The 25,782-nt window shown below is 60.8% G+C and carries 22 protein-coding genes; 14 read left to right on the forward strand and 8 right to left on the reverse strand.

Going from position 1 to position 25,782, the window contains the following annotated elements; genetic code table 11:
- Positions 1-12: 12 nt before the first annotated feature.
- The 4 genes from NLM32_RS06040 to NLM32_RS06055 are packed head-to-tail and all read right to left on the reverse strand — an operon-like array spanning position 13 to position 3,724.
- On the reverse strand, positions 13-1,206 hold the full coding sequence (locus tag NLM32_RS06040) for a phosphotransferase (RefSeq protein WP_254128331.1): 1,194 nt from the start codon (positions 1,204-1,206) through the stop codon (positions 13-15).
- Positions 1,148-1,939, reverse strand: coding sequence for an ABC transporter permease (locus NLM32_RS06045; RefSeq protein ID WP_254128332.1), 792 nt, complete (start codon positions 1,937-1,939; stop codon positions 1,148-1,150). The genes NLM32_RS06040 and NLM32_RS06045 overlap by 59 nt, the downstream gene beginning before the upstream one ends.
- On the reverse strand, positions 1,936-2,733 hold the full coding sequence (locus NLM32_RS06050) for an ABC transporter ATP-binding protein (protein ID WP_254128333.1): 798 nt from the start codon (positions 2,731-2,733) through the stop codon (positions 1,936-1,938). Before NLM32_RS06050 ends, NLM32_RS06045 begins: the two co-directional genes overlap by 4 nt.
- Positions 2,734-2,743: 10 nt before the next feature.
- Positions 2,744-3,724, reverse strand: a complete 981-nt coding sequence (locus NLM32_RS06055; protein ID WP_254099436.1) for an ABC transporter substrate-binding protein — start codon at positions 3,722-3,724, stop codon at positions 2,744-2,746.
- Between the two features lie 199 nt (positions 3,725-3,923).
- Between NLM32_RS06055 and NLM32_RS06060 the strand changes: the two genes are divergently transcribed.
- Genes NLM32_RS06060 through NLM32_RS06075 form a run of 4 tightly spaced genes read left to right on the forward strand, consistent with a single transcriptional unit; the run spans position 3,924 to position 9,307 of the window.
- On the forward strand, positions 3,924-6,008 hold the full coding sequence (locus NLM32_RS06060; RefSeq protein WP_254128334.1) for a hydantoinase/oxoprolinase family protein: 2,085 nt from the start codon (positions 3,924-3,926) through the stop codon (positions 6,006-6,008).
- 11 nt (positions 6,009-6,019) lie between these two features.
- Positions 6,020-7,756, forward strand: coding sequence for a hydantoinase B/oxoprolinase family protein (locus NLM32_RS06065; protein ID WP_254128335.1), 1,737 nt, complete (start codon positions 6,020-6,022; stop codon positions 7,754-7,756).
- The gene (locus tag NLM32_RS06070; RefSeq protein ID WP_254128336.1) at positions 7,753-8,601 is read left to right on the forward strand and encodes a sugar phosphate isomerase/epimerase; all 849 of its coding nucleotides are present in this window, start codon (positions 7,753-7,755) and stop codon (positions 8,599-8,601) included. The genes NLM32_RS06065 and NLM32_RS06070 overlap by 4 nt, the downstream gene beginning before the upstream one ends.
- Positions 8,602-8,632: 31 nt before the next feature.
- A complete protein-coding gene (locus NLM32_RS06075) occupies positions 8,633-9,307 on the forward strand; it encodes a TetR/AcrR family transcriptional regulator (protein WP_254099427.1) in 675 nt (224 codons plus the stop codon).
- Between the two features lie 185 nt (positions 9,308-9,492).
- Here NLM32_RS06075 and NLM32_RS06080 read toward each other — a convergent pair whose 3' ends face one another.
- The 4 genes from NLM32_RS06080 to NLM32_RS06095 form a co-directional block, all read right to left on the reverse strand.
- Positions 9,493-10,164, reverse strand: a complete 672-nt coding sequence (locus tag NLM32_RS06080) for a hypothetical protein (RefSeq protein WP_254128337.1) — start codon at positions 10,162-10,164, stop codon at positions 9,493-9,495.
- 79 nt (positions 10,165-10,243) lie between these two features.
- Positions 10,244-11,500 (reverse strand): pyridoxal phosphate-dependent aminotransferase, encoded by a 1,257-nt coding sequence (locus NLM32_RS06085; RefSeq protein ID WP_254128338.1) that lies wholly within the window; start codon positions 11,498-11,500, stop codon positions 10,244-10,246.
- Positions 11,501-11,508: 8 nt separating this feature from the next.
- Positions 11,509-13,071: an aldehyde dehydrogenase family protein gene (locus NLM32_RS06090; RefSeq protein ID WP_254128339.1), complete on the reverse strand. Its 1,563-nt coding sequence runs from the start codon at positions 13,069-13,071 to the stop codon at positions 11,509-11,511.
- Positions 13,072-13,106: 35 nt separating this feature from the next.
- The gene (locus NLM32_RS06095; protein WP_375143623.1) at positions 13,107-14,513 is read right to left on the reverse strand and encodes a VOC family protein; all 1,407 of its coding nucleotides are present in this window, start codon (positions 14,511-14,513) and stop codon (positions 13,107-13,109) included.
- A 150-nt stretch (positions 14,514-14,663) separates the two neighbouring features.
- Between NLM32_RS06095 and NLM32_RS06100 the strand changes: the two genes are divergently transcribed.
- From NLM32_RS06100 to NLM32_RS06145, 10 genes are all read left to right on the forward strand, one after another.
- Entirely contained in the window at positions 14,664-15,566 is a 903-nt protein-coding gene (locus NLM32_RS06100; protein WP_254128341.1) for a LysR family transcriptional regulator, read from the forward strand.
- Between the two features lie 542 nt (positions 15,567-16,108).
- The gene (locus NLM32_RS06105; protein ID WP_254128342.1) at positions 16,109-17,668 is read left to right on the forward strand and encodes an AMP-binding protein; all 1,560 of its coding nucleotides are present in this window, start codon (positions 16,109-16,111) and stop codon (positions 17,666-17,668) included.
- Between the two features lie 12 nt (positions 17,669-17,680).
- Complete coding sequence (locus NLM32_RS06110; RefSeq protein ID WP_254128343.1) at positions 17,681-18,490, forward strand: enoyl-CoA hydratase/isomerase family protein; 810 nt, start codon at positions 17,681-17,683, stop codon at positions 18,488-18,490.
- Between the two features lie 122 nt (positions 18,491-18,612).
- The gene (locus tag NLM32_RS06115; protein ID WP_254099609.1) at positions 18,613-19,668 is read left to right on the forward strand and encodes a hypothetical protein; all 1,056 of its coding nucleotides are present in this window, start codon (positions 18,613-18,615) and stop codon (positions 19,666-19,668) included.
- 44 nt (positions 19,669-19,712) lie between these two features.
- Complete coding sequence (locus NLM32_RS06120) at positions 19,713-20,774, forward strand: ABC transporter substrate-binding protein (RefSeq protein WP_254128344.1); 1,062 nt, start codon at positions 19,713-19,715, stop codon at positions 20,772-20,774.
- A gap of 113 nt (positions 20,775-20,887) precedes the next feature.
- Positions 20,888-21,676 (forward strand): ABC transporter permease, encoded by a 789-nt coding sequence (locus NLM32_RS06125; RefSeq protein WP_254099605.1) that lies wholly within the window; start codon positions 20,888-20,890, stop codon positions 21,674-21,676.
- Between the two features lie 76 nt (positions 21,677-21,752).
- Entirely contained in the window at positions 21,753-22,484 is a 732-nt protein-coding gene (locus NLM32_RS06130) for an ABC transporter permease (protein WP_254128345.1), read from the forward strand.
- A gap of 10 nt (positions 22,485-22,494) precedes the next feature.
- Positions 22,495-23,613, forward strand: coding sequence for an ABC transporter ATP-binding protein (locus tag NLM32_RS06135; protein WP_254128346.1), 1,119 nt, complete (start codon positions 22,495-22,497; stop codon positions 23,611-23,613).
- 4 nt (positions 23,614-23,617) lie between these two features.
- Entirely contained in the window at positions 23,618-24,430 is an 813-nt protein-coding gene (locus tag NLM32_RS06140) for an IclR family transcriptional regulator (RefSeq protein ID WP_254128347.1), read from the forward strand.
- A gap of 71 nt (positions 24,431-24,501) precedes the next feature.
- Entirely contained in the window at positions 24,502-25,431 is a 930-nt protein-coding gene (locus NLM32_RS06145) for a LysR family transcriptional regulator (protein ID WP_254128348.1), read from the forward strand.
- The last annotated feature ends 351 nt before the right edge of the window (positions 25,432-25,782 follow it).

Consider the following 25,782-nt stretch of genomic DNA (forward strand, 5'->3'; position numbering starts at 1 on the left):
TCGTGCTTCCTTTCAGATGCTTTCCAGGCGGATGCTTTGGGGCGCGCCAGCGAATGTCTCGCTGATGTGGTCGCGCGACCGCTCGAGGAAGTAGTGCAGCTGCTTCCAGCCCTGGTGGGTGTTGCGCATGATGTAGCGGGCATTGTCTGGGAATTGTTCAGCGCGCCATGTGGTGATCAGCGCGCGCGCGATTACGCGAGCCATGACGAGGTGTGGCAGGACTTCCAGCTCGGTGCTTGTCAGGCCAGCGACAGACAGATAGCCTGCCAGAAGGTCGCGTCCGGCATCGAACATCGCGTCGTCGCCTTCAGCGTCGAGCTGGTTCAACAACGCAGTCGAGACGTCGACGGCGATATAGGTTCGCACGGCGTCGCCGAAATCGATCACGCCCGTGACGAAATTGGCATTGGCGCGATCGGCGACGATGTTCGAGCGGCTGAAATCGTTATGCAGGACCTGACGGCGGCACCGCTTGAGTAGGTCCTCGATCTCGTGAAAGCGTTGGAGACCGCGTTCCAGCATCCTACGCTGCTCGGGATCGCGAATGCCGCCCAGAAGATAGGCGAGCTTCGGCAGATGCTGGACGTCCCAGGCAATCTCGCGCCCGTCGTATGGATGACTGAAGTCGGCCATGGCCAGACGCAGCTTCGCAAGCACCGCGCCGACCCGGGCGCGATCGGCGGCCGTTTCGTCGACGCGGTCGAGCGGAATGCCCTCCAGATACGTCAGCATGCGCACCAGACGTGGCTGGCCATGGCGATCGATGTGCGTGAAGAAGGTCGCACCATCGCGATCGCGCACCACGCGGGGCGTCGGAAGGCCGCCGTCGTGTCTTGCCAGGTGATCGAGCAAGTCCGACTGAAGCGCCAACTCATTCGGGTCCTCATCCGGGTTGGAGAACTTCACGATGAAGCGCTCTCCCGCGGGCGTTGCCAGACGGAAGGTATCGTCCTTTTCGGTTGCCAAGCGATCGAGCGTGCCGGTGATACCGAAGTGGACGTTGAGAATACCAAGCGCTTCGTCGACGGCAATCGACTTGAACGGTGTGGCCAACCCTCCAGCGGTCAGCAGATTGGGAGAGGACATCGTGGATCGCTTTCGATGGCGGGTACGAGGGAGGGATGCATGCGTCCCTCCCGTTCCGTGATCAGGTTGTCGGCTGGCGCTGCGACGTATGCCAGGGCAGGGCGATGCGCTCCATGACATCGACGGCGTAGAACAGGATGGTGCCCATCACGCCGAGCAGCACCAGGGAGACGAAGACGCGCGTTGTGTCGAACTGACCCTGGGCTGTCAGCACCAGGAATCCCAAGCCTCGCCCACCGGCCACGAACTCGCCGACAATCGCTCCGACCAGCGCGAAGGAAATGCCAACCTTCATACCCGAGAACAGTGAAGGCAGGGCGTTGGGTATTCGTATCTTATAGATAATGTCGAACTTTGAGGCCCGGGTTGCTTTGGCGAGATTCAGCATATCCGGGTCGACGGAGCGCAAGCCCAGCACGGTATTGATGACAATCGGGAAGATCGCCAGCATCACCGCCACCGCCAGTTGCGACGAGACACCGGTCCCCAGCCAAATGACGAACAGTGGTGCCAGCGCCACCTTAGGCACCGAGTTCACAGCGATTAGCAGCGTATAGACCGTGCGCTCGAGAAATCGCGACTGGACGATGCCGACTGCAAGAATCACGCCCAATCCGACGGAGATCGCGAAGGCGATGGCTGTCGTCGACAGGGTGTAGAGCATATTACGGATAAATATCCATGGACTTTGCAAGAACGCCGCCCAGATCGCGGAGGGCGCGGGCAGGATGATGGCGGGCGGATTGAAGATGCGCACGACCGCCTCCCAGAGCAGGATCGAGCCGATCAGGACGAGGACGATGTCCAGTGATCGACTGTCGCGCATGAATTTTGCGATGAAACTGCTTGTCATTCGTGAAGCACTCCCAGTTCGGCGAAGTGGTGGCGAATACGCTGGGCATAAACACCGAATGCATCGGTCTCGCGCACGGAGAGCGGGCGGGGGCGGGGTAGATCGACATCGAACATGTCGACGATGCGGCCCGGTCCGCGCGACATCATCACCACCCGGTCGGCGAGAAACACGGCCTCCGAGATGGAATGCGTGATGAAAATGACGGTCTTGTTGGTGCCCTGCCAGATGCGCGCGAGCTCGACATTGAGATCGTCGCGGGTCATCGCGTCCAGCGCGCCAAAGGGCTCGTCCATCAGGAGCAGGTCGGGGTCGCATAGCAGGGCGCGGCAGATCGAGGCGCGTTGACGCATGCCGCCCGACAGCTCCCACGGATGTCGCTTCTCGTAGCCCTTGAGGCCAAAGCGCTCCAGGAGCTGCAGGGCGCGGTCGCGGTACTGCTCGCGCGGGTGGCCAAGAAATTCAGCCTGCAGCAGCACGTTGTCCAGAATGGTGCGCCAATCCAGAAGCACGTCACGTTGGAACACCACGCCCATGCGATCCGGCGGACCGATCAGAGGCTTGCCCGACACATTGATGCTGCCGGAGGTGATGCTCTCCAGTCCGGCGATGCATTTGAGCAACGTGCTCTTGCCGCAGCCGCTCGGACCAACGATGCTGTTGAACTGGCCGAGGCGCACATCCAGGTTGATGTCGCTGAGCGCAACGACCGGGCCATGCTTGGAGGGGTAGGTTTTCCCCGCGCCTCTGACCTGCAGATAGTTACCGGCGATCCTGTTGGCTATCATGTTCATGGCGACCTCGTCAGCGCGGGACCAGATCGTTGGTGAAATAGTCGCTGGCCTTCCAGCCCGCGGGCACGACGCCGGCGCGCTCCATGCCCTTCAGCGCGGCGTTCCAGTCCTCGGTCGCCTGCCAGCCAATCGGCTTTCCTTCGGTCGCTGGCGTGTTGAAGTATTCGAGGGTCAGCTTGATCTGCTCGCGCAGGACGTCGGGCTTCAGCATTGCGTCTGGACGCTCGGCGAGCATGGCTTTGACGCCGAGGTCGGGATCCTTGGCGATCTCGGCCCATGCGCGCTGTTCGACCTCGATCAGCTTCTTCAGCGTGTCGCCGCGCTTCTGGATCGTTGCGTCGGAGGCGATGAGCCCGTAGCTCGGGAAATAGAGGTCCGCTATGTCGGAGGTCAGGCATTTTGACGGCCGGGTCGCCTGCGCGAGCGGCAGGGCGGAAGCGACAGTCGACATCAGCCCGTCGGCGCGTCGCGACGTGTAGGTGCCCCACAGCGCCGCGGCATCGACGAATTCGATCGTCGTGTTGTTGCGGTCGAGCCCTCCGGCGGCGAGGAACGTGTCGATATAGGGCGCCCATGGGCTGGCGGCGAAAACGACAAGCTTCTTGCCCTTGAGGTCTTCGATCTTCCGGATCGGCGCGTCCTTGTCGACGAGCACACACAGGTCCGTGCGCCTGTCGAACCCCGCGATCGCCCTGACCTTGGCGCCGCCGTGGCGGGCCGCGGGCACGAGGCCGAGCTGAATTTGTCCGACATCTGCTTGGCCCGCGTTCACGAGCTGCAGGGTGTTAGCGGAGCCCCGGCCGTCCTGCACATCGACATCAAGTCCGGCCTCTTTAAACCAGCTCTTTTGTTGTGCGAGGTGCATCGCTGCGTGACTGCCCCAGGGCGAGAAGTCTAGCCGCACCGTCAGCTTCTCGTTTGCAAGAGCGGGCCCGGCAAGGGCCAAAAGCATCGCAAAAGCGGCCGATGACAGAAGTCGCATATTTCTCATTTGTCCTCTCCAGAAGTGGGCTGTGTTGGCCATCCGCCCTTATTGGTTCATTGGCGAATAGTACTATTAGTTAGATAACAAGCAAGAGCCGAGATCGAAAAGTCTGAATTTCAGGCATACAATGCCAAAAAATTACGTTGCCGGCTCTGTTCGTGACGTGATACAGAACTAACCGATTAGTTCAACAAGGATGGCTTGCATGGCGACTTCGGCGATCAGGACCGCGCGGGTCGGTGTCGACATTGGGGGGACGTTCACGGATCTGGTGATGATCGAGGGCGATGGTCGCCTACATCACGCCAAGGTTCCCTCGACGCCCGGCGCGCCCGAGGAGGCCGTCATCACCGGCATCTCGCATCTCGTGTCGGACGCGCGGATATCCGTCGGCGACGTCCGTGAGATCGTGCATGGCACGACCGTCGGATCGAACACGCTGCTTCAGAAGGTGGGCGCCAGGGCCGGCCTGATCACGACCGCCGGCTTCCGCGACGTGCTGGAGATCGGGCGGCTGCGCACGCCCAACATGTTCGACCTGCAGTGGGACAAGCCGCTGCCGCTCATCCCGCGCCGCTACCGCCTCGAGGTCAGGGAGCGGATCGCTGCCGACGGCAGCGTCATCGAGCCGCTCGACGAGGCCGGCGTCATTGCCGCGGCTGCCATGCTGGTCGAGGCGGGCATCGAATCCATCGCGATCTGCCTGCTCAACAGCTATCGCAATCCCGCCCACGAGCAGCGCGCTGAGGCGCTGATCCGCAAGCGCTTTCCTGCCATCCAGATCACGACGTCGGTCTCGGTGCTGCCGGAGGCGAAGGAATACGAGCGGACCAGCACAACGGTTGTGAATGCCTATGTCGGTCCCGTGCTGGCCGCCTATCTCGAGCGCCTGCAGGCCGGCATCAAAAGCCTCGGCATCGATGCACCGCTATTGGTCAGCAACTCGAACGGCGCGCTCGCCTCGGCCGAGACGGCCTGTGCGAAGCCGGTGTTCTTCATTTCCTCGGGCCGCGCCGCGGGAGCCGTCGGCGGGGCGCGTCTGGGCGAGGCATTGGCCCAGAAAAACCTCGTCATCTTCGATATGGGAGGCACCACGGCTTCAGCGTCGCTGGTGCGTGAGGGCGAATTGAGCCGGGTCAGCGAGTATGAATTCCGGGCGGGAATTTCGACGCCCAGTCGCTTCATCAAGGCCGGCGGGTACATGATGAGCGTTCCGACCGTCGACGTTGCCGAAGTCGGCAGCGGTGCTGGATCGATCGCGGCGCTCGACAGTGCGGGACTGATCCGGGTAGGACCCGTTTCCGCCGGCGCCGATCCCGGTCCGGCCTGCTACGGCCTCGGTGGCAACAGGGCCACCGTAACCGATTCCAACCTGGTGTTGGGCTATCTGCCGGAAGAGCTCGCGGGTGGTGCGAGGCGGTTGTCGAAGGCGGCCGCCGAGGCAGCCATCGCCGACCAGATCGGCAGCCAGCTTGGCCTCAGCGCCAGCGAGGCGGCCTATGGCGTGCGCGAAGTAGTCAACGCGAACATGGCGCGCGCCATTCGTGCGGTGACCGTGGAGCGGGGCGTCGACCCACGTGACTTCACACTGGTGGCCATCGGAGGCTCCGGTCCCGTCCATGCCGCCGCCATCGCCTCGCTCCTGTCGATGACCAGCCTGCTGATCCCTGCGACCCCCGGTGTGTTCACGGCAATGGGCATGCTGTCGGGAGACGTCGAACGCTATTTCACGGCTCCGATCGGCGGCGTCGTGGAGACGGTCGATCTCGATAATTTCGCGGCCGTGACCGACGAGTTGCGCCGGCAGGCCGTTGCCAACCTGCGCGAGGAAGGCATCCCCGAGGACGCGATGGAGCTCCTGCCCGAGGCCAACATGCGTTTCCGTGGACAGGAAATGTCGCTGGCCATCCCGTTCGCGGAGCCCTTCGATCCCGAGGCGGTGCGAACCGCGTTCCTCGAGACCTATCGTTCGATCTACAGCTACGTCTCCTCGGATGCCGTCGAGGTCGTCAGCATCCGGATGACCGGCCGTGGCCTGCGCCAGGGCCGTCTGGACTTTCGCCAGCTGTCGGCGGTCGGATCTGAAGAGGCAGGGCCCGTTTCGCGCCGCAAGGTTTACTACGGCAAGGCCGAGGGCTGGATCGATACGCCGATCTACGACCGCACCCGTTCGCCGCGCAAGCTGATCGGTCCGGTTATCCTGGAAGCCAACGACAGCACCGTCGTCGTGCCGCCCATGGCGAGCGTCGAGCGTGACGACTTCCTGAACCTCCATATTCGCCTGTCCTGAGGAACGAAGCCATGGCCGAGATTTCCGCTCACGATCCGATCACCTTCGCTGTTCTGAAAAGTGCCGTCGAATCCATTGTCGATGACATGGCCTACACGGTGATGCGAACGGCCCGTTCGCCCATCGTCCGCGACGTTCTCGATTACTCGACAACGATGTGCGATGCCAAGGGCCGTATCCTCGCGCAGGCGAAGACCGTGGCGCTGCATCTGGGCGCAGTCCCGGACGCCATGGATGCGCTGCTGAAGCGCTTCGGCGGCGATCTGCACCCCGGCGACGTGATCATCTTCAACGATCCGTACGAGGGCGGCATGCATCTGCCGGACATCTTCATGTTCAAGCCGATCTTCCATGGCGACGAGCAGATCGGCTTTTCGGTGGTGATCTGCCATCACTGCGACGTCGGCGGCCGCGTGCCCGGCTCCAATGCGAGCGACTCGACGGAGATTTTCCAGGAAGGCCTGCGTCTTCCGCCGCTCAAGCTTTATGATCGTGGCGTACGCAACGAGATCGTTTTCGAGATCATTGGGCGGAACGTTCGCCTGCCGGATCTGGTGATCGGCGATCTCGAGGCGCAACTCGCAACCTGCGCCATGGGCGAGCGAGAATTGTTGCGCATCGTCGACAAATATGGCGCACCTGCGTTCAACCGCTTCCTGGGAGATTTCCTGGACTATGGCGAGCGTCTGACCCGGAACGAGATCGCAAACTGGCCCGACGGGCGCTACGAGTTCACCGACTACATCGACGGTGACGGGTTCGATGAGGCGCCGATCTCGATCAAGGTGGCGATTACCGTGAAGGGCGACCACCTCGATGTCGACTTCAACGGCAGTTCGCCTCAGGTGAAGGGCGCGATCAACTCGACGCTGTCGTTCGTGAAGTCCGCGAGCTATCTGGCGATCCGCTGCGTTCTCGACGCCGAGGTGCCGAACAACTCCGGCGTCTACCGTGCGATCGACGTATCGGCACCGCTCGGTACGTTGTTGAACCCACACTTCCCGGCACCTGTCGCGGCACGCGCGTTGACCGGCTATCGTGTCGTCGACGCGGTGCTGGGCGCCCTGGCTCAGATCGTTCCCGAACGTGTTGCGGCGGCGGGCGAGGGTGGAAACTCGGTCGTCTGCCTTGGCGGCTATGACAAGGTGACGCGGCTGCCGTTCGTCATGGTGGACATGATCAATGGCGCGCTGGGAGCGCGCGCCACCAAAGACGGCATCGACGCGATCACCAATCCCTCGCAGAACATGTCGAACATGCCGGTCGAGCTGATGGAATCGACCTATCCGATCCGGATCGAGGAGTATGCCCTGCGCGCGGACTCCTGCGGCGCCGGCGAGCGTCGCGGCGGGCTCGGCGTGGTCCGGCAGTACCGCCTTCTGGCCGAAGACGCGGTCATGCAGCTGCGCTCGGACCGTTACCACCATCGTCCCTACGGGCTTTTCGGCGGCAACGAGGGAGCGGCTTCGCGCAACTTGCTCAGCGTCGACGGCAGCAAGTTCGAGCTGCTGGATAGCAAGGTGACGCGTAACGTTTCGCGTGGAGATGTCATCCGTCATGAGCAGGCGGGCGGGGGCGGCTACGGCAACCCGATGAAGCGCCCGCTGGAAGCGGTGCTGGACGACGCGCTTGATGGCAAGATCACACCGGAATTCGCCAGCGAATACTACCGCGTCGTGATCAAGGACGGTCGCATCGACCAAAAGGCAACCGCCGACCTGCGCAACCTGCGGACGGAGATGGCATGATGGCTGACTTGCGTCGTTTCGCGATCAATCAGATCACGACACGGGACTGGACCCTCGAGCAAGCCGTGAACGGCTATGCCCGACAGGGCGTCGCCGGCATCGGTGTCTGGATGGAATACCTGGATGCCTGTGGCGTTCGTCAGGGCGCAAGGCTGATCCGCGATGCTGGTCTGTTCGTGCCCAGCCTTTGCACGAGCGCCTGGGTCAATATTGCGGATCGCGCCGGCTTTGATGCCGCCGTCGCGGAGAACCGCAGGCGTCTCGATGCGGCCGCCGAGATCGGGGCAACGGCCCTGGTTGTCGTTCCCGGGAGCCTTGCGACCGGTGAAAAGGATCTGCCCGCGGCGCGGTCGCGGGTCCTTGGTGCGCTCGAACAGCTCTTACCCTATGCGCTGGAGGTCGGTGTGGTTTTGGGCATCGAGCCCCTGCACCCGATGTATGCCGCAGACCGCTCCTGTCTGAACACCTTTGCTCAGTGCCTCGACATTTGCCGCAGGCTTGGCCAAGGAACAGGAATCGTCGCCGACACCTATCACTGCTGGTGGGATCCGGAATTCGTGCCGGGGCTGCGCCAGGCGGGGCCGGAAAATATCCTGACGTTCCATCTGGGCGACTGGCTTGTGCCGACGCGCGATGTATACCATGACAGAGGCATGGTCGGCGATGGTGTAGTCGACTTTGGGGCTTACCGAGCGGTTCTCGACGAGATGGGTTACGACGGGCCGTTCGAGATCGAACTGTTTTCCAAGTTCGACTGGTGGCTTCGTGATGGTGACGAAACAGTTGCCGTGGCGGTCGACCGCTGCGCGCCGCTGGTCGGTGAACGACAGAAGGCTCCGTGCTGAGCGCACTGTCGGTTGAAACGATGGAGGGCAGATGGCGGAAAAACCCGCTATCCGAGATTCGATCCGAACGCAGGAAAAGATCCTCGCGGCAGCGCAGGTCGAGTTCGCACGCCGCGGATTCGATGGCGCCCGTGTCGACGCCATCGTGGAGCGGGCCAAGATCAGCAAGAATCTGCTCTACCACTATTTTCGCAGCAAAGAGGATCTCTACATCCGCATTCTCGAGCGGACCTATGAGACTTTGCGCAGGCGTCAGAGCGACGTGTCAGTCAATGGCCTCGATCCACTCAATGCGATGATCCGCTTGTGCGAGAACACTTTTCGGGTCTTTGTCGAAGAGCCTGACGTCATCGTGATCCTGAATACCGAGAACCTGCATCGCGCCAAGCACATTGTTAAATCAACGATCATCCGGACGATGTACGACAAGCTATCGGAAAACCTGCGCGAAATTCTGCAAGCCGGGGTCCAGCAGGGAATCTTTCGCCAAGGCGTCGATCCTGTCGAGCTGTACATCTCTATGTCCGCTCTGGGATACTTCTATCTGTCGAACCAGCACACGCTATCCATCCTCTTCAAGCGAAAGCTGGGGGCGCCCGAGAATATCGAGCGCCGGCAGGCCCATCTCGTCGACATGGTTGTCAGCTACCTAATGCGGAAACCCGAACCGGGCGATTGGACTCCGTCGCTAGCGCGCGGGTCCTGAACGGACACGAGGCCACCAACGTCATGGTCGCAGGCAATGCGGCTAAGCTGGGGGCGGTTTTCGGACGAGACACCGGGGCTGAGACTGGAAACCATGCACGACAGCGCTGCTGGCGCGCGGTGAAATGCCTCCCTGGCTGGATATAACTGGCGGAAGGTCTCTCCACGGGCTGCCGTGCGTGCGATTCACAACAATGCTTCGAGAAACGAACTGCCACCGCCCGAGGTCGTGGCATACTTGTGATCCCACGCATCGCGTCCGCGGTCGGCGAGGAGGATCCTGGCGCAACCCGCATCTGCCTTGGCGCGGCAAGAGATATTGTCGCACTCTCCGAGGTGTTCCAGACTCTGCGCGATGTCCTGGCTCGCCACCCAATAAACGTCGTTTCGGTCGCCTAGTCTAACCGTGGTTGGCTCTGCTTTCGGTGCGCTCTGTCTCGTTTGCTGCGGTTCACAGGAAAGTCCAGCCATCGAGCAGCGAACCTCGGGACTTCGCATTCGACCAACTGCAGAAATCTGTTGTTCCGAGCACCCGAAACCACCGGTTCCGACGATTCCAGTTTGCGACCCCATTCCGCAGGGATCGGTGTTACGCCTCCCCGCAACCACCGACGCTTGCGATAGCAAGCCGTTCAGAGCCCCGGCCTCCGAAAGGAAGTCGGGGTTCTTTTTGCCTGCCGCAAACCGCAGGATCGCGGCTAGGTCGCCGCGCAGCACGATCGCGAGTTCCTCCGCCTCGGGCATCAGCGTCACCTGATCGACGAGGGTACGGAGAACCTCCGCTGCTTCCCCTTTGTCGTCTTCGTTTTGCAGGCTTTCGTACAGCGCGGCCACGTGCTGCCGATAGATCTCCGCCATGTTGGGATGTAGGAGAGGCGGCGGCTCTTCTGCGAGATCCGACCAAGGTGATTGCGCCATTCAATGAAGGCGCAATTTGCTAAGCGTCGTTTTTTTCTTTGCAGTCTTTCGAAAGTCTAGCGGTTGCGTGCGCAATGCGCCGGCATGCTTCCTCCAGCTCAACTAAAGACGTTGCGTAGGAAATCCTGAAATAGGGAGCAAGCCCGAAAGCAGAACCAGGCACCACCGCAACGCCGGCGCCGCGCAGCAGATACTCGACAAAGTCCCTGTCGTTCTCCAGCGTTTGCCCGTCAGGAGTGATTTTGCCGATCAGGCCGGCACAGCTTGCAAATGTGTAGAAAGCGCCCTCGGGCACGCGGCAGGTGATCCCGTCGATCCTGTTCAGCGCGCCGACGACAAGATCGCGCCGCTCCTGGAACGACCGGCAGCAGTCGCGGACAAAATTCTGCGGCCCGTTCAGCGCCTCGATGGCTGCGGCCTGACTGACCGACGACGGGCAGGAGGTCGACTGGCTCTGCACGACGGCCATGGCCCGGATCAGGGCACTTGGTCCGGCGCCATAGCCGATGCGCCAGCCGGTCATCGCATAGGCCTTCGAAACACCGTTGATGGTCAGCGTCCGGCTGCGCAGCGCTGGCTCGATGGCTGCTGGCGTGGCGAAGCGAAAGCCGTCATAGACGATGTGCTCGTAGATATCGTCGACCATCAGCCAGACCTGCGGATTTGCGAGCAGCACGTCGAGGATCGGCCGGTAGGCGGCCTCCGAATAGGCCGCGCCGGATGGATTGGACGGCGAGTTCAGCATCACCCAACGCGTGCGAGGCGTGATGGCGCGCGCGAGATCGTCGGCCGAGAGACGAAAGCCATTGGCCTCGGAGCACGGCACCAGCACCGGCGTGCCGCCGGCGATTGCGACGATGTCGGCGTAGGTCACCCAGAACGGGGTCGGGATGATGACCTCATCGCCGGGGTTGATCGTCGCCATCATGGCGTTGAAGAGCACCTGCTTGGCGCCGGCCGACACCGTGATCTCGTCCTGAGCGAAGTCGAGTTCGTTGTCGCGTTTGAACTTCGCGCGAATGGCGGCCTTAAGCTCCGGTGCGCCGTCGAGCGCGGTATATTTGGTCGCGCCGGCGCGCATCGCGCGCTCGGCTGCCTCCTTGATCGTATCCGGTGTGTCGAAATCCGGCTCGCCTGCGCCGAGAATGATAACGTCCCGGCCTTGGCGTTTCATCTCCGCAGCGAGCCCGCTGATCTTCAGGATCTCCGACACGCCGATCGACGAAAGGCGGTGGGAGGGGCGGAACAACGCGGGGCTGTGGAGTGGGGCGTTCATGTGTCCTCTTACGCCACGTCGAACTTGACGCCCTGGGCGAGCGGCAATGTCCGGCCGAAATTGACCGTATTGGTCGCGCGGCGCATGTAGGCCTTCCAGGCGTCCGAGCCCGACTCGCGCCCGCCGCCGGTTTCCTTCTCGCCACCGAAGGCGCCGCCGATCTCGGCGCCGGACGGGCCGATATTGACGTTGGCGATGCCGCAATCCGAACCGCGTACCGACAGGAAGGCTTCGGCTTCGCGCAGATCATTGGTGAAGATCGAGGACGACAGACCCTGTGGGACCGCGTTGTGCAGGTCGAGCACCGCATCGAAGTCACGATACTTGATGACGTAGAGAATCGGCGCGAAGGTCTCGTGCTCGACGGGACCGACCTGGCTCGCGATCTCGACCAGCGCCGGGCGGACATAATAGGCCTCATCGCCGCCGTCAGTGCGAACCCGCTCGCCGCCGAACACAGTGCCGCCCGCAGTGCGCGCCTCGCCCAGCGCTTTCTGCATCGATGCGTAGGCCGCGCCGTCGATCAGCGGACCGACCAGGGTGCCGTCCTTGAGCGGATCGCCGATCGTCACAGACTCATAGGCGCGCTTCAGGCGCGGCAGGAACGTGTCGTAGACGCTGTCGTGGACGAACAGGCGCCGCAGCGTCGTGCAGCGCTGACCAGCGGTGCCCATGGCGGCGAACGCGACGCCGCGCAAGGTCAGGTCGAGGTCGGCCGTCGGCGCGACGATTGCGGCGTTGTTGCCGCCGAGTTCGAGGATCGCGCGCGCAAAGCGTTTGGCCAGCCGCGGCCCGACGACGCGCCCCATCGCAGTCGAGCCGGTTGCCGACACCAGAGGCACCTTGGCGTGATCGACGAGGATCTCACCGATCTCGCGGCCGCCGAACAGAACCGCGGACAGCCCGTCCGGCGCCGTGCCGTCTTCTGCCTTGAAACGCGCGAGCGCGCGATCGAACAGCGCTTCGGTCGCAAGCGCCGTCAGCGGCGTTTTCTCCGACGGCTTCCAGACGATGCTGTTGCCGCAGATCAGCGCCAGCGCAGCATTCCAGGACCACACCGCGACCGGGAAGTTGAACGCCGAGATGATCCCGGTCACGCCGAGCGGATGCCAGCTTTCCATCATCCGGTGCTCGCTGCGCTCGGTCGCGATGGTCAGGCCATAGAGCTGGCGCGACAGACCCACCGCGAAGTCGCAGATATCGATCATCTCCTGGACCTCGCCGAGGCCCTCGGACGCGATCTTGCCGGCCTCGATCGATACCAGCCTGCCGAGCGCCGGCTTGTTGGCGCGCAATTCCTCGCCAAGCAGGCGGACGAGTTCGCCGCGCTTCGGAGCGGGGACAAGCCGCCATTCGAGGAAGGCCGCGTGCGCCTTGTCGATCGCCGCCTGTGCATCGGCGGCACCGATCTCGTTCACATGGCCCGTGATCTCGCCTGTTATCGGCGATCGAGCTGTCAGCTTGCCGCCGGTGTAGCGGCTCCGCTTGACGCCGAGTGCGGCGAGGAGCGCGTCTGCCTCGTCCGCCAGGGATTTGACGGCGCGTGCTGGGGTCTGGGTCGTGATGGTCATGGCGATTTCTCTTGGATAGTTGAAGGGCGGTTCAATCAGGCCATCGCCCGGCATGCAAGGTGCGGTGACCCGAGCTGGCGCACGGCCTGCTCCAGGGAGGTCCTTTCCGCCTGCGCGTACAGCTTCATTTCATCGTGAACCCCAGCACCGAGGGCGACTTCGAACGCAGCCCGGTTGGAGCGCGCCGCGTAGTTTTGCTGCTGGTCGGTGCCGAGATTCGACTGGAAAATTCCTGCCGCACTGACCGGGAGGAAATCTTCGTAGACGATCGGATCGTAGCGCAGAAAACCCGCAGCCAGCAAATCATCGAGGCTGGATGGCGGCGGATGCCGCTTGCATGCATCAATGCCCGCCGACGTCGCCGAATAGCGGAAGAAGGCGAGCCCTTGCGCGCGAAGCTCCGACCAATCGTCCGGGAACATCTTGAAGCGCTCGGCCAGTTCGCTGTCGTAGTCGCGTGCGGATGCGCCGGCCGCACCGGCCTGCCGCACGGAGGCGAGCAATCGGTCGTAGAGCTCGCGACCCTTGGGCGTGAGCGCAACGCCGCGCTGCTCGATCTCGCCGAAGCGGGCGGTATGTGTCCCGGCTGCCATCGTCTCATTGGCCTGCCGGAACAGGATCGGTTCCTCCAGCGCCTTGAAGCTGGTCTGACGCAGCAGGATCGGGCAGTCGCGGCGCGGCGGACCTTCGATGATCGCCTTCGGCGCGATGCCGCGCCGTGGCATTGCGGCCTGGACGGCATCGATATCCAGCGTGCGCGGCGTCAGATGGTTGATGTGCGGGCCGCGAAAGCTCACCACGTCGGCGATCAGTCGATGGGTCGCGTGCAGCTTGCTGTAAACCTCCAGGCTGACCGTGGCCTCGCTGTGCCAGCGGAACGTCTCCAGGGCTTCGCGAACGAACTCATCCGCCTGCGCGATGGTCAGATGACCCGTCGTCTCGAAGGTGCCGACCAGTTCGAGCGCCCGCGGCGTGAAGATGCGACGCCGACCTAGGATTTGCTCCGCCTCGGCGCGCAGGCTCTCATCCTCGATCAGGTCGAGGCGCAGCAGCGAGGTGAAGACCCGGAACGGGTTGCGGCGAAGCGCGGCATCGTCGATCGGCCGGAAGGCCGTGGCATGGACGGGCACGCCGGCGATCGACAGGTCGTAGTAACCGACCGGATGCATCCCCATCACCGCAAAGACGCGGCGCATGTCGCGCAATTCGTCGGCGCGGCCGAGCCGAATGGCACCGTGACGCTCGACGCCCAACCGCTCGAGCTCGTCACTGCGCGCGAGACTCGCCCGCAGCTGCTGGTGCTGCCGCACGGTCTCGCGATTGGTGTCGTTGACGAGTTCCACCAGGGTGCCGTATTGCGGCACTTCGGCCCGGTACATGTCCGACATGGCGCGGGAAAACAAAGTACGGATCTCGTCCGCATCCGCGCGCAGCGCTGGCATCATCATCTCCGTCGACGGCGGATCGGCCGTCATCGACGGACCGATCCCAAGTTCATGCTATTTCGTTATGTTCCGGCGATTAGACCTTGCTTGATCGGCCAATTCAAACGATGTTTGCTCAGAAGGTCATTCTGAATTGGAATGATAGCAATGGATCCGCAGACACCTCGCCGTTTTCTTCCCTCCACCGCCGTGCTGGCGGCGTTCGAAGCCACCGCGCGGACCGGCAGCATGACGCTGGCCGCGCGCGAGCTTCAGCTGACCCAAAGCGCCGTCAGCCGGCAGATCAAGATGCTGGAGGAGCAGCTCGAGGTGGAGCTCTTCATCCGCGAGCGGCAGACCGTTCGACTGAACTCCGTCGGCGAATCCTATGCGCGCGAGATTCGCGAAGCGCTCCACAAGATCAGCACCGCCTCGTTCAATCTTCATGCGAACCCGAGGGGCGGGAGCCTCAATCTCGCCATCCTGCCGACGTTCGGCACCCGCTGGCTCGCGCCGCGTCTGCCGAGGTTCCTGGCAGCAAATCCCGGGATCACCATCAACCTGGCAACGCGGTTGTCCTATTTCAATTTCCGGGTCGAGTCGCTCGACGCTGCGATTCATTTCGGCCAGCCGGAATGGCCCGGCGCCGAGATGGCTCTGTTGCGGTCGGAACAGGTCATCCCGGCCTGCAGTCCCGGCCTGAAGCGCCAATACCACTTCCGTGTTGCCGGCGATCTCCGAAACGCGCCGCTGCTCAGCATCTCCACGCGCTTTCATGCCTGGGACCGGTGGTTCTTGATTCACGATGCGCCCGGCAGGACCACTCAGGGGATGGTGTTCGACCAGTTTGCCACCGCAGCCCAGGCGGCGATCGCCGGTCTTGGCGTGGCGCTGCTGCCGACCTTCCTCATCCAGGATGAGCTCGCGAGCCGCAAGCTGGTCCGAGCCATCAACCTGCCTATGGAAAGTCCCGAACGATATTACCTCGTCTGGCCTTCCGAACGGGCGAAGTACCCGCCGCTCGCCGCATTCCGGGAGTGGCTGCTCGCGGAGACTGCACCTGGCCGTTGATCAAGCGGCGCTGAGCCTTTCTACGGCGGTACAGTCGCCAGGCTTTGAATGCGTTGCGCGCAGCGTCTATGGCAGCAGCGCTGGCGGTAGCGGTGATTGTCTTGAGCTTCCCGAACTCTTCTCCGGTCGCCGGCTGGCGAACTGAAAAAGCTACTACGTACGTGGTCGTTCCGGAGGGGCGGCAGACCTCTATCTCGCGCTTTCCTTGAGTGGATCCTGCAAGAGACGCCCCGTTAAACATCTGTTTTCGTGCAGCACCTAGGTCTGGAGCTAAGCTAAAGCACCACCATCCCAGGTGGATCGGTGTCCAGGCTTCCCTACGATTTCGCTGAGAATCTTAAGGCGCTGATGTGTCGTCGGTCGTCTTCCGAGGCCAAGCGTTCGGCTTCTGCGACGCGTCAGTTCCAAATTCCAAGTGCGGCGCTATCAATTCCAAAACGATATCGATCGAGGTGCAATTGGTATTGGTCGATCAACGGCAATCGCTACACAATCGCTCAACTCGGCCGAACTGAAGCGCCGCGAACCTAGAGACAGGCTCGATGCAGACGATCCCCCAGCTTCTCCTCGCGCGTGCCCAAGACTCAGGCGATCGCGTCTTCTGCAAATTCAAGGGGCAGCAAACGACGTTTCGCAGCCTGCTCGCCAAAGTCCAGGAAATGGCGGGCGCGCTCCAAGAGGCTGGTGTGAAACGTGGCGATCGGGTCGGCTTTATGCTGACCACTTCCGTCGAGCACATTGCCCTCTATCTGGCGACCTCCTGGATTGGTGCTGCGGCAGTGCCGTTCAGCGTTCACCTCAAGAGCGCAGGCATCGAGCTCCAGGTTTCGAGTGCAAAGCCATCCGCTTTTGTGGCCAATCGCGTTCAAACGGATGCGGTACGTGCGGCTTTCGCAACGGTCCCCAAAGCCCCCGTCCTGATCTGGTTCGAGGATGGCGATAACCGAAATTCCGAACACAGTCTCAACGATCTCCTCCGCGCTAGCCGGTCGGCGGTGACCCCCGTTTCGCGATCGCTCGACGATCTTCTTGCGATTAACTACACCTCCGGTACGACCGGTGCGCCCAAAGGCGCAATGTTGTCGGACCGATTTTATTGGATCGGCGCAAAAAACGCAGGCGTATTGTCCGAAGCCAACCGGGATGATGTTTTCTTCCTGTGGGAGCCCTTCTACCATGTGGCAGCTTGGATGACCGTCATGATGGCTCTTCATCATGGTCTGAGCATCTATATGGTCGAGCGGTTAAGTGCCTCCAAACTCTGGGACCAGATCGCCGATGCAAAGGCTACAAAATTTCACTATCTGGGCGGCCTGATCAATATCCTCCTCTCGCAGTTCGTGACTGAGAGCGAGCGTAACAACACCGTGTCTATTGCTTGGGGCGCCGCTTGCCCGAAAGACACCTGGCGTCAGTTCGAAGAACGGTTCGGGCTGATCGTCCGCGAGGGTTATGGCCTTAGCGAAGGTCAGAATTTCACCCACATCAACATGCGGGATGTCCTCGGCTCCATTGGCACACCGGTAGAAGAGTTTGACAGCTGGTTGGTTGATGACCACGGAGACCGTGTTGGGCCAGGCGTCGTCGGCGAAATCGTGCTGAAGCCTAAGATGCCCGGTATTACCATGCGGGGGTATTTTGGCGATCCCGAGAAGACGGCGGAGGTGCTCCGAGCCGATGGCTGCGTCTATACGGGTGACACAGCCTCCACCGATCAAGATGGCAATTTCTACTTCAAGGGCCGTAAGAAGGATGCCTTGCGCCGGCGGGGAGAAAATGTCTCGGCATGGGAGGTTGAGCGGGTGCTCAATGCCGCTCCGAACGTTGAAGAGTCCGCGGTTTTGGGCGTAGCATCGCCCATGGGAGAGCAGGATATCTTGGCGGTTGTGAAGGCCAAGGACGGGGCTGAGGCGGACCCGCTGACTATCGCGCAGTTCTGCAGCGAGCGCCTCGCGTACTACCAAATTCCCCGCTACATTCAGATCGTCGATGAGTTCCCGCGGGGCCCGACTCAGCGCATAAAAAAGAACGATATCGTCGTTGATTTGAACGCGGCTTGGGACGCCGAGAAGGCCGGGTTTAAGCCTGCCCGGAACGTCTGAGGGAGCCGGGTCATGTTGGAAGCTCCCCAAAACCAGCCAAACTCCGACGAGCTCTTGAGCGAGGTTCGCGAGGGGGTCTTGATCCTGAAGATCAACCGCCTCAATCGATACAACGCGTGGACGTCTGACGTTCGAGATCAACTGGCAGGCCATCTTACGGCAGCGGGGGGCGATCCAGGCATCAGGGCGGCGATCCTGACCGGCGCAGGCGATAAGGCATTCTGTTCAGGTCAAGATCTTTGGGAGCTACAAGCATTCAAAGATGGGTCGGAAATCGGCTCGTGGCTTGGACGCCTGACCCGCTGTTACGATGCCGTCAGACAATTTCCAAAGCCATTTATCGCTGCGGTGAATGGCGTCGCAGCCGGTTCCGGTTTCCAGGTCACCCAGTTCTGCGATCTCGTCGTTACGCACGCCGGCGTGACGATGGGCCAGACGGAAATCAATTCCGGCCTGCCGAGTATATTCGGGACGTGGCTGATGTGGGAGCGAGTGGGGCGGCGCGCTATTGAGCTCTCTCTGCAAGGCCGCTTGATGAACGCCGAAGAAGCCCGCAGCCTCGGATTCGTTCATGAGATAGTCCCGCAAGAAGGCGTGCTTAGCGCTGCTTTGAGAGCAGCGGAGCGGCTGTCCAAGCAGCCTCAAGTCGCTTACAGCCTGTCAAAACGCGCCAATACTTTGCTTGACGAAGATCGCTATCGAAAGGCGATCGCCATGGCCATGGAAGCCTATGAGCAGGCGTTCAACGTCGGTGCGCCGCAAAAGGAGATCGAGCGCTTTTTCGAACGCCGCCGTTATCGAAAGAAATTGGCCGAAGGCTGATAGCTGAAGCTGGACACAACCCGCGCCGCGAGGCGCCGAGCCACGAATACCCCGAGCGAAGTTCCCCCGGACGGCGTTTCCAAGCGTTGCCCGAACGGTCCCCCATTGGAGATTACCCAATCATGCCTACCGAACTGTCGAGCGTCGAATTTAGCACCTATCTCTGGTCCCGCATGTACGCCGGATTGCAACTGGTCACCATGAGGGAAAAGGGCGAGTCAGGCGTTGCTGACCTCAAGTTCAATTTCATGCGCTCACACGGTGCCAAGCACTTCATCGCTGGTCTTAAGAAGCTCGGCATCGACAAGGATCCGCCCGCGATCGCCGCTGCCAAGTATCACTACCTGTCGAATTGCGCAGTCGGCGCGGTTGATATGGAGTACGCCGAAGAAGGCCCGAAGAAAGCTTGGATCCGCTATCTCGCGCCGGCGTGGGCGTACCCCGGCTCGGGGCTGCTCGCTATCCCGGCCTCGACGCAGATTGGGGCGTTCCGTGCTTGGCACCAGAACAACGGTACCTGGCTCGGTTGTCCGCGTCTGGGGTATGTATGCACCAAGCTTTACCAGCATGGCGCCCCTTACGATGAAGGCTACTTCATCGAATACGATCACGATATTACATACGATGAGGCTCTGAAGTTCGAGACGGTGGACCGTAGTCCGGGTTTCGATCCGGCGATCGCGCCCCGACTGGACGAAGCAGAATGGCCTCTTGAACGGCTGGCTAAGGCGAGGCGCCGCTACGCTGAGGGTTATACCGCCGGACCTGTCGGGGTCTTGGTGCGATCGTATGGCGTGCCTTATGCCGCCTACCTTGTAGCGCAAGCTGCAAGGGGCATCGGAACGCAGTACGCTCGCGAAATCGCCAGCCGGTTCGGCTGCGCTGAAAAAGATGCACCCGCTATGGCCAGGCTTCTTTCGGACATCTTGAGCGACTTGGGCATCGAGCATCAGAGCCGCAGCAAAGATGGCTCGTTCTTTATCGAACGCCGGCAGTTTGCGCCGTTACAGGACGGATTTCCGGACGAGATCCACGACGCAATCGGTGAGCTCTTTCCCGCAATCATCGCGGTGCTGTCCGACAAGGTCGATTTCAGGGTCGCGGTGAACGGCGCTGCTTCAAGCGAGAGCCGTACCGAAGTCTGGAAAATCGAAGGAAGCGCCACGCGCTTACGGTAGTCACCCACCACTTGTGTCATAACCAGAAAGAAGAGGGGAATGCGATGACTAAGACCAAGCTCGGTATGAATCGACGACAAATTCTTGCTGGTGCCAGCGCCATCGGCATTGGTGGGATAGTTGCTCCTGCCATTACCGGTAGTGCCCTGGCTCAATCCAAATCGATCACGGTCGTGAGCTGGGGCGGCTCGCTGGTTGAGGCGATGAAGAAGCACTGGATCGTGCCCTTTACCAAAGAAACCGGCATCAATGTCGCAGTTGCGGATGGCCCGGACCTAGCGAAGCTCAAGGCCCAATCCATCATGGGCCGCTCTGAATGGGATGTGTTCGATGCGTCTGGGGCAGTAGCATTGGCCGGGACGAAACAGGGATTCTGGGCCCCTCTCGACCGCGACGTCATCAAGTCTGACAACCTCAAGCTTCCGGCCTCAGAACACCGCGTCGGCATGTACTTCTTCGCGGGGGGCATCGCGTTCAACCCGAAAACACACCCGGAAGGCAAGCACCCCACGAATTTCAAGGAATTTTTCGATGCGAAGGCTTTCCCCGGAAAGCGAGCGCTCCGGACGCGAGTTTCCGAGATGCTCGAAATCGCATTGATCGCCGACGGCGTAGCGCCGAAGGATCTCTACCCCCTGGATGTCGAGCGAGCGTTCCGAAAGCTCGACACGATCAAGCCGATTGTCACGAAGTGGGTTGAGCAGACGCCCCAAACGATCTCGTTGATCCAGAACGGCGAGGTCGACTATTCCTACACCTACTCGAATCGGGCCAAAGTTGCGCAGGAATCGGGCGCTTCCATCGATTTCGCCCTGCAGCAAGTGCTGCTGGGCGTGAGTTATCTGACGGTGCCCAAAGCGAGCCCCAACAAACCTGAAGCGATGCAGTTCATCGCGTTCATTTTGCGTCCTGATCGACAGGCGGCTTTTGCAGACGAACTCGGTCTCCTGCCAAACAATCAAAAGGCGGTGCCCCTCATGAGCGAAGCTTCCCGCAAGTGGGTCCCAAATCTGGAAGGCCCGAATTCTGCAATACTGAACGATGAGTGGTGGGGAGAGAATTTTGACAAGCTGCAGGCTCGGTTCAAGCAGTGGCTTTTGATTTGAGCAACTGAAAGTCACCCTACTGAAATTTGGTGGGCGGATCACTCCGCTCACCAGGCAGACGGTTCAAAAGCATGTCATCTTTCACATTGCGGCCACTAGAAGGCTGGGCCTACTTGGCCCCCGCGCTGCTGCTTCTCGCGGGTGTCTTCCTTGTTCCACTGATATTCACGCTCTCGTTTAGCTTAGATACCCCGCCGTCGGCCCAGCACTACGTCGCACTTGTCGGCGAGCCGCTTTTCCAGCGCGTCTTAGGCAACACTCTTACGATAAGCCTGCAGGCGACCGCCTTGACGGTGCTGATTGCCTATCCTGCGGCGTTCCACCTGGCGCTCCAACCTCCTCGTAGACGGGCCCTGTTAATGGCACTTGTGATGCTTCCGTTCTGGACCAGCATCCTGGTGAAGAGCTTCGCCTTTATCGTCCTCCTTGGGGACCAGGGCGTGATCAATCGCACGCTGCGAGCTATCTTCGGCAGTGAGGCGGGCGTCACCATGCTATTCAACCGAGTGGGCGTGATGATTGGCCTTACCCACTACCTTGTTCCGTTTGTCATCTTGCCGGTTCTAGCGAGCCTTTTGGGACGCAATCAGAGCATTGAGCGCGCCATGGCGGTCATGGGTGCGGGTCCAGTTCGAATTTTCTGGAATGCTATCTTGCCCGCCAGCCTACCTGGTCTACTGGCGGGTACGCTTATGAGCTTGACGCTGTCTCTGGGCTTTTTCGTAACCCCTGCCCTGCTGGGGGGGCGACAGGATATGATGATCGCCAACCTCATCGATTTTTACACCCGGGAAGTTCTGGACTGGCCAACCGCGTCTGCCATCTCGATCATCCTGCTCTGTCTCTCTGGCTTGCTCATTACCGCACTGCTCCGGGCGAAACGCGGCGAGAGTCTTCTCTAAGGGGGATACAATGGTCTCTGATCTGGCTACGACCCTTTGGCGCCGAATTGGCTCTTGCCTGGCGTGGGCGGTCTACATGTTCCTGCTGCTACCTACTCTGATCGTTATCCCGATCGCGTTCGGCGACAGCGCCGAGGTACAGTTTCCCCCGGCAACTTGGTCACTAGGACTCTTTCGGCGATTCTTCGCTGATGAAATCTGGATGACATCGCTCTGGACGAGCATTGAAGTTGCGCTTGTCAGCTCCTTGATCGCTCTTCTTGTTGGCGTGCCCGCAGCATATGGGCTCGCAAGGGCATGGATAAGAGGCCGCTCGGCGGTGCAGCTGATATTGATGAGTCCGCTGCTTGTCCCAAGTATCGTCCTCGCCCTGGGCGTCTATCTCTATCTAGGGCGAGCCGGCCTGTCGGGAACGAAGACAGGCATCATCCTCGCCCACACGGCCTATGTCCTGCCTTTCGTAGTCGTAACAGCTAGTTCCGGATTGAAGGCGCTTGATGCGCGGATCGAACTGGCTGTGCAGGTTTTGGGCGCCAACCGGTCGCAAGTGCTGCGATATGTCGTTATTCCGCAACTTCGGCCAACCATCTTGGTGAGTTTTCTGTTCGCATTCTTGATGTCCTTCGATGAGGTCGTGCTCTCGTGGTTCTTGAGCGGCACCTCGGCCACCACCTTACCCGTCAAGATGTTCACGGCAATTCATTGGGAAGTGTCACCGGTTCTGGCTGCGGTTGCTACTCTCCTGACCATTGTATCGGCAGCAGCATGCCTCGGCGCAGCGCTCCTCCAGCGAAACCCAACACACTAGGGGCTCATCCGTGAACGCCACCGCGAATTCCGAAGCTGTCCGACTCCGGGTTGATCGAGTTAGCAAGCAATATGGTGATATGACTGCCTTAGCGGCTACCGATCTCGTTATCCGAAAGGGAGAGTTTGTCAGCCTACTTGGGCCCTCAGGATCCGGTAAGACCACGCTCCTCAACATCGTTGCCGGCGCCGCAATGCCTTCAACAGGGCGAGTGCTGCTGGACGGCCGTGACATCACGCACCTGCCGTCACGCGAACGCAACCTCGGCATGGTCTTCCAGCATTACGCGCTAATCCCGCATATGACCGTTTTCGACAATGTCGCCTTTCCGTTGAAAGTGCGGGGTGTGGCCAAGAATGAGATCGCTGACCGTGTGCGGGCCGTGCTGGCCACTGTCCGACTCGACCAACTGACTGATCGGAAACCTAGTCAACTGTCTGGCGGGCAGCAGCAGCGCGTGTCGATCGCTCGCTGCCTCGTCTATGATCCGCCGGTCATTTTGATGGACGAACCGCTTGGTGCTCTGGACAAGGGCTTGCGTGAAGCCATGCAGTTTGAGATCAAGCGACTTCATAGGCAGCTTGGCATCACCGCACTGTATGTCACGCACGATCAGGACGAAGCTATGGCGCTCTCCGATCGGATCTGCGTCATGAACAACGGCTCGATTGCCCAGCTTTCAGCAGCTCGCGAACTCTATTATCAGCCGACCAGCAAGTTTGTTGCGGAATTCCTGGGCGAGTCGAACGTTCTTCCGGGTAAAGTAACCTCATCAGGTTCCACCATTGAAGTTGAACTCGACGAAGGAGCAGGTTCGGTTCGGAGCACTCAGCCTTGTACTCTCAAGCCGGGCGAGCAAGCGTTTGCGATGATGCGTCCTGAGAGCATCTCAATCGTGGCAACCCCTGGCCAGACCGCAGCCGATAACAAGCTGGCTTGCACCGTGGAGGGCGTTGAGTTTATCGGTGGTGTTAGTCGTGTCCGGCTCCGCGCGGCCGGTAATATCGCCTTGAGCGTCAAGTTGTTGTCGAGCCACAAACCGCTCGCCACGCTCGCATCAGGAGACCACGTCTGGGCTACCTGGAGCCCTTCCGATACGATCTTGCTCGACCGCACCCACGATGCGTGAGACCATGGCTTCGCAGAATTCAGCGAGCGGTAGTTTCACGGACTATCGAGACGACCGCCTCTTTGTCGAAGCTATCGAGAAGTGCTTCATCGTCCTCGAGGCCTTCGGGGCGCGCAGCCCCGCGATGAATATAGCGCAGCTGAGCCTCAAAACAGGGTTGGGACGCAGCGCAATCCAGCGGATTGTCTACACGCTAAGTGAGCTCGGTTATCTGCAGCGTGAAGAGGAGACCAAGCAACTGAGTCTGGCGCCTAAGAGCCTCAGCTTAGGTTCGCGATATATCGCAGCAGATAACCTAATTGAACTCGCTCAGCCGTTTTTGCGCGACATTGCTGAGCGGTTCGACGAGACGGTGACCCTCGCTCGTTTGGATCGATCCGAGATTGTCGTCGTTTCCAGTGTCCCGAGTTCGCAAGTTATTAGCGCCTCCGTGCCTGTCGGTGCACGGTATCCTATCGAGGGGTCTGCGTCCGGATGGGTTCTCGTGGCAGACATGCCCGAAATCGCGCAGCTGAAAATTGTCGAGAAGATCCGTTCGCGCACCGGTTCGCGATGGGCGTCCAATGACGAGCTGCTCAGGAGACTGGAAGAAGTTCGCGTACGTGGCTTTTCGCTTATCGAGCCGCCACTGTTCCTGGGTGGGCTGTCTATCGCTGCGCCGATCCTTAATGTGGATGGCACCGCTTGTGCCGCTTTGGCTGTGTCTTGCCCAACAGCCCGATGGTCTATCGAGGAAGCGAACGCCCGCATCACCCCTATCATCGTTCACGCCGGGCATGCCCTATCTCGATTGAATGGCTGGCACGGCGGCGAGTGACGGCTGTCCAGATCTGGTATACTCAGGCATGGTCGAAAGCGATCGATCGCAGGGCTTGAGGATCGCAGGGAATGGATGTCCGGCATTTCAGATACTTTCTCGCAGTGGCCGAGGCGCTGAGCTTCGCAAAGGCTGCACGAGCACTGCATATGAGCCAGCCTCCGCTGTCCAAGCGCATTGCTGACATGGAGGAGGAAATTGGCGTCAAACTATTTGATCGGACGAGCAAGAAAGTCGAGCTAACACAAGCGGGCGAGGCACTTGTTCCTTACGCTCGCGACGCCATTCTGGCGTTTGACGCGGCCGTACGAGCAGCTCGGTCTCAATCCCCAAGTCGCAGGCACCGAGTGCGAATTGCTCTCCCGCCAGAAACGTCTCGGGTGGTGATAGAAGAATTGGTTCGCCGACTTGAGCAACTCCGGATTGAAGCTGAGCCTGTGGAAGCCTGCACTGCCGATCAGGAGAGCCTCCTGAGAGCAGGCGACATCGACATCGGCGTCCTTCGGCTTCCCTTCGATGATAGGGGGTTTTGGGTATCCCCCCCACTTGCTCAATCCCTTGGGATTGTGATGGATGCCACGCATCCACTTTGTTCCCAGCCAAGGATTTTCCTAGATGATCTTAGCCCATATCCCTTGGTGCAGTTCGCGCGACATTACGCTCCGGGCCTTTATGATGAGTTGCTCAGACTGTGCGCTGAAGGAGGATACTCTCCGTCAAAAATTCTCCATGGCGTTAGAATGACCGCGGCTCTCCTCCGAACGGAACAAGCGGTTACGTTTACGACGCCACGCTTCCTAAAGCGCCGTGGCGATGGAGGCACCAAAGAGCTCGTGTGGCGCTCGCTCCAGAATGATCCAATCCATTGGTGGACGTCGGCAGCATGTCGCCTTGAGGACCATAGGGGTTCCGTAAAAGCCGCGATCGAGGTGGTTTTGGCAACCGTGGAGCAACATGAAAACTGGCTACGGATTCCACGACCTGAAAAATTCGCTAAATGACGGAAGGCGGCTCCTCCTACATCTAACGACGCTTGAACGAGACCCGCGGGTCTTGGAGACTTCCGGCGATGACCTCTTTTTATCAGGTGGTTGCCGGCACCGCGCTAGAAGTATGTCGTCCCGCGCTGCGTCGCGACACTTGTAGACGTGGGCTATCAGCGCAAGATCGCCTCCCGACGGGAATATGTTGTTGTTCCTCGTCTACTGCATCTTGGCATCAGTTTATGTCCGCACAAGCCCAGTGATTGATCGAGCGGTACCGTCCTTGCTGGGTAAGCGCGAATTTCTCCGCATCCTTGCTTTTGAGTGCTCTAGCTAATGCATGAGGTGTCCGCCAAAATAAGTGGACAC

Source organism: Bradyrhizobium sp. CCGUVB14, assembly GCF_024199935.1.
Lineage (GTDB): Bacteria > Pseudomonadota > Alphaproteobacteria > Rhizobiales > Xanthobacteraceae > Bradyrhizobium.

Bases quoted from the DNA above. Each gene is read 5' to 3' on its own strand.
- NLM32_RS06040 (WP_254128331.1), bottom strand. From the start codon at position 1,206: ATGTCATGGAGCGCATCGCCCTGCCCTGGCATACGTCGCAGCGCCAGC.
- NLM32_RS06045 (WP_254128332.1), bottom strand. From the start codon at position 1,939: ATGACAAGCAGTTTCATCGCAAAATTCATGCGCGACAGTCGATCACTG.
- NLM32_RS06050 (WP_254128333.1), bottom strand. From the start codon at position 2,733: ATGAACATGATAGCCAACAGGATCGCCGGTAACTATCTGCAGGTCAGA.
- NLM32_RS06055 (WP_254099436.1), bottom strand. From the start codon at position 3,724: ATGAGAAATATGCGACTTCTGTCATCGGCCGCTTTTGCGATGCTTTTG.
- NLM32_RS06060 (WP_254128334.1), top strand. From the start codon at position 3,924: ATGGCGACTTCGGCGATCAGGACCGCGCGGGTCGGTGTCGACATTGGG.
- NLM32_RS06065 (WP_254128335.1), top strand. From the start codon at position 6,020: ATGGCCGAGATTTCCGCTCACGATCCGATCACCTTCGCTGTTCTGAAA.
- NLM32_RS06070 (WP_254128336.1), top strand. From the start codon at position 7,753: ATGATGGCTGACTTGCGTCGTTTCGCGATCAATCAGATCACGACACGG.
- NLM32_RS06075 (WP_254099427.1), top strand. From the start codon at position 8,633: ATGGCGGAAAAACCCGCTATCCGAGATTCGATCCGAACGCAGGAAAAG.
- NLM32_RS06080 (WP_254128337.1), bottom strand. From the start codon at position 10,164: ATGGCGGAGATCTATCGGCAGCACGTGGCCGCGCTGTACGAAAGCCTG.
- NLM32_RS06085 (WP_254128338.1), bottom strand. From the start codon at position 11,500: ATGAACGCCCCACTCCACAGCCCCGCGTTGTTCCGCCCCTCCCACCGC.
- NLM32_RS06090 (WP_254128339.1), bottom strand. From the start codon at position 13,071: ATGACCATCACGACCCAGACCCCAGCACGCGCCGTCAAATCCCTGGCG.
- NLM32_RS06095 (WP_375143623.1), bottom strand. From the start codon at position 14,513: ATGCCAGCGCTGCGCGCGGATGCGGACGAGATCCGTACTTTGTTTTCC.
- NLM32_RS06100 (WP_254128341.1), top strand. From the start codon at position 14,664: ATGGATCCGCAGACACCTCGCCGTTTTCTTCCCTCCACCGCCGTGCTG.
- NLM32_RS06105 (WP_254128342.1), top strand. From the start codon at position 16,109: ATGCAGACGATCCCCCAGCTTCTCCTCGCGCGTGCCCAAGACTCAGGC.
- NLM32_RS06110 (WP_254128343.1), top strand. From the start codon at position 17,681: ATGTTGGAAGCTCCCCAAAACCAGCCAAACTCCGACGAGCTCTTGAGC.
- NLM32_RS06115 (WP_254099609.1), top strand. From the start codon at position 18,613: ATGCCTACCGAACTGTCGAGCGTCGAATTTAGCACCTATCTCTGGTCC.
- NLM32_RS06120 (WP_254128344.1), top strand. From the start codon at position 19,713: ATGACTAAGACCAAGCTCGGTATGAATCGACGACAAATTCTTGCTGGT.
- NLM32_RS06130 (WP_254128345.1), top strand. From the start codon at position 21,753: ATGTTCCTGCTGCTACCTACTCTGATCGTTATCCCGATCGCGTTCGGC.
- NLM32_RS06140 (WP_254128347.1), top strand. From the start codon at position 23,618: ATGGCTTCGCAGAATTCAGCGAGCGGTAGTTTCACGGACTATCGAGAC.
- NLM32_RS06145 (WP_254128348.1), top strand. From the start codon at position 24,502: ATGGATGTCCGGCATTTCAGATACTTTCTCGCAGTGGCCGAGGCGCTG.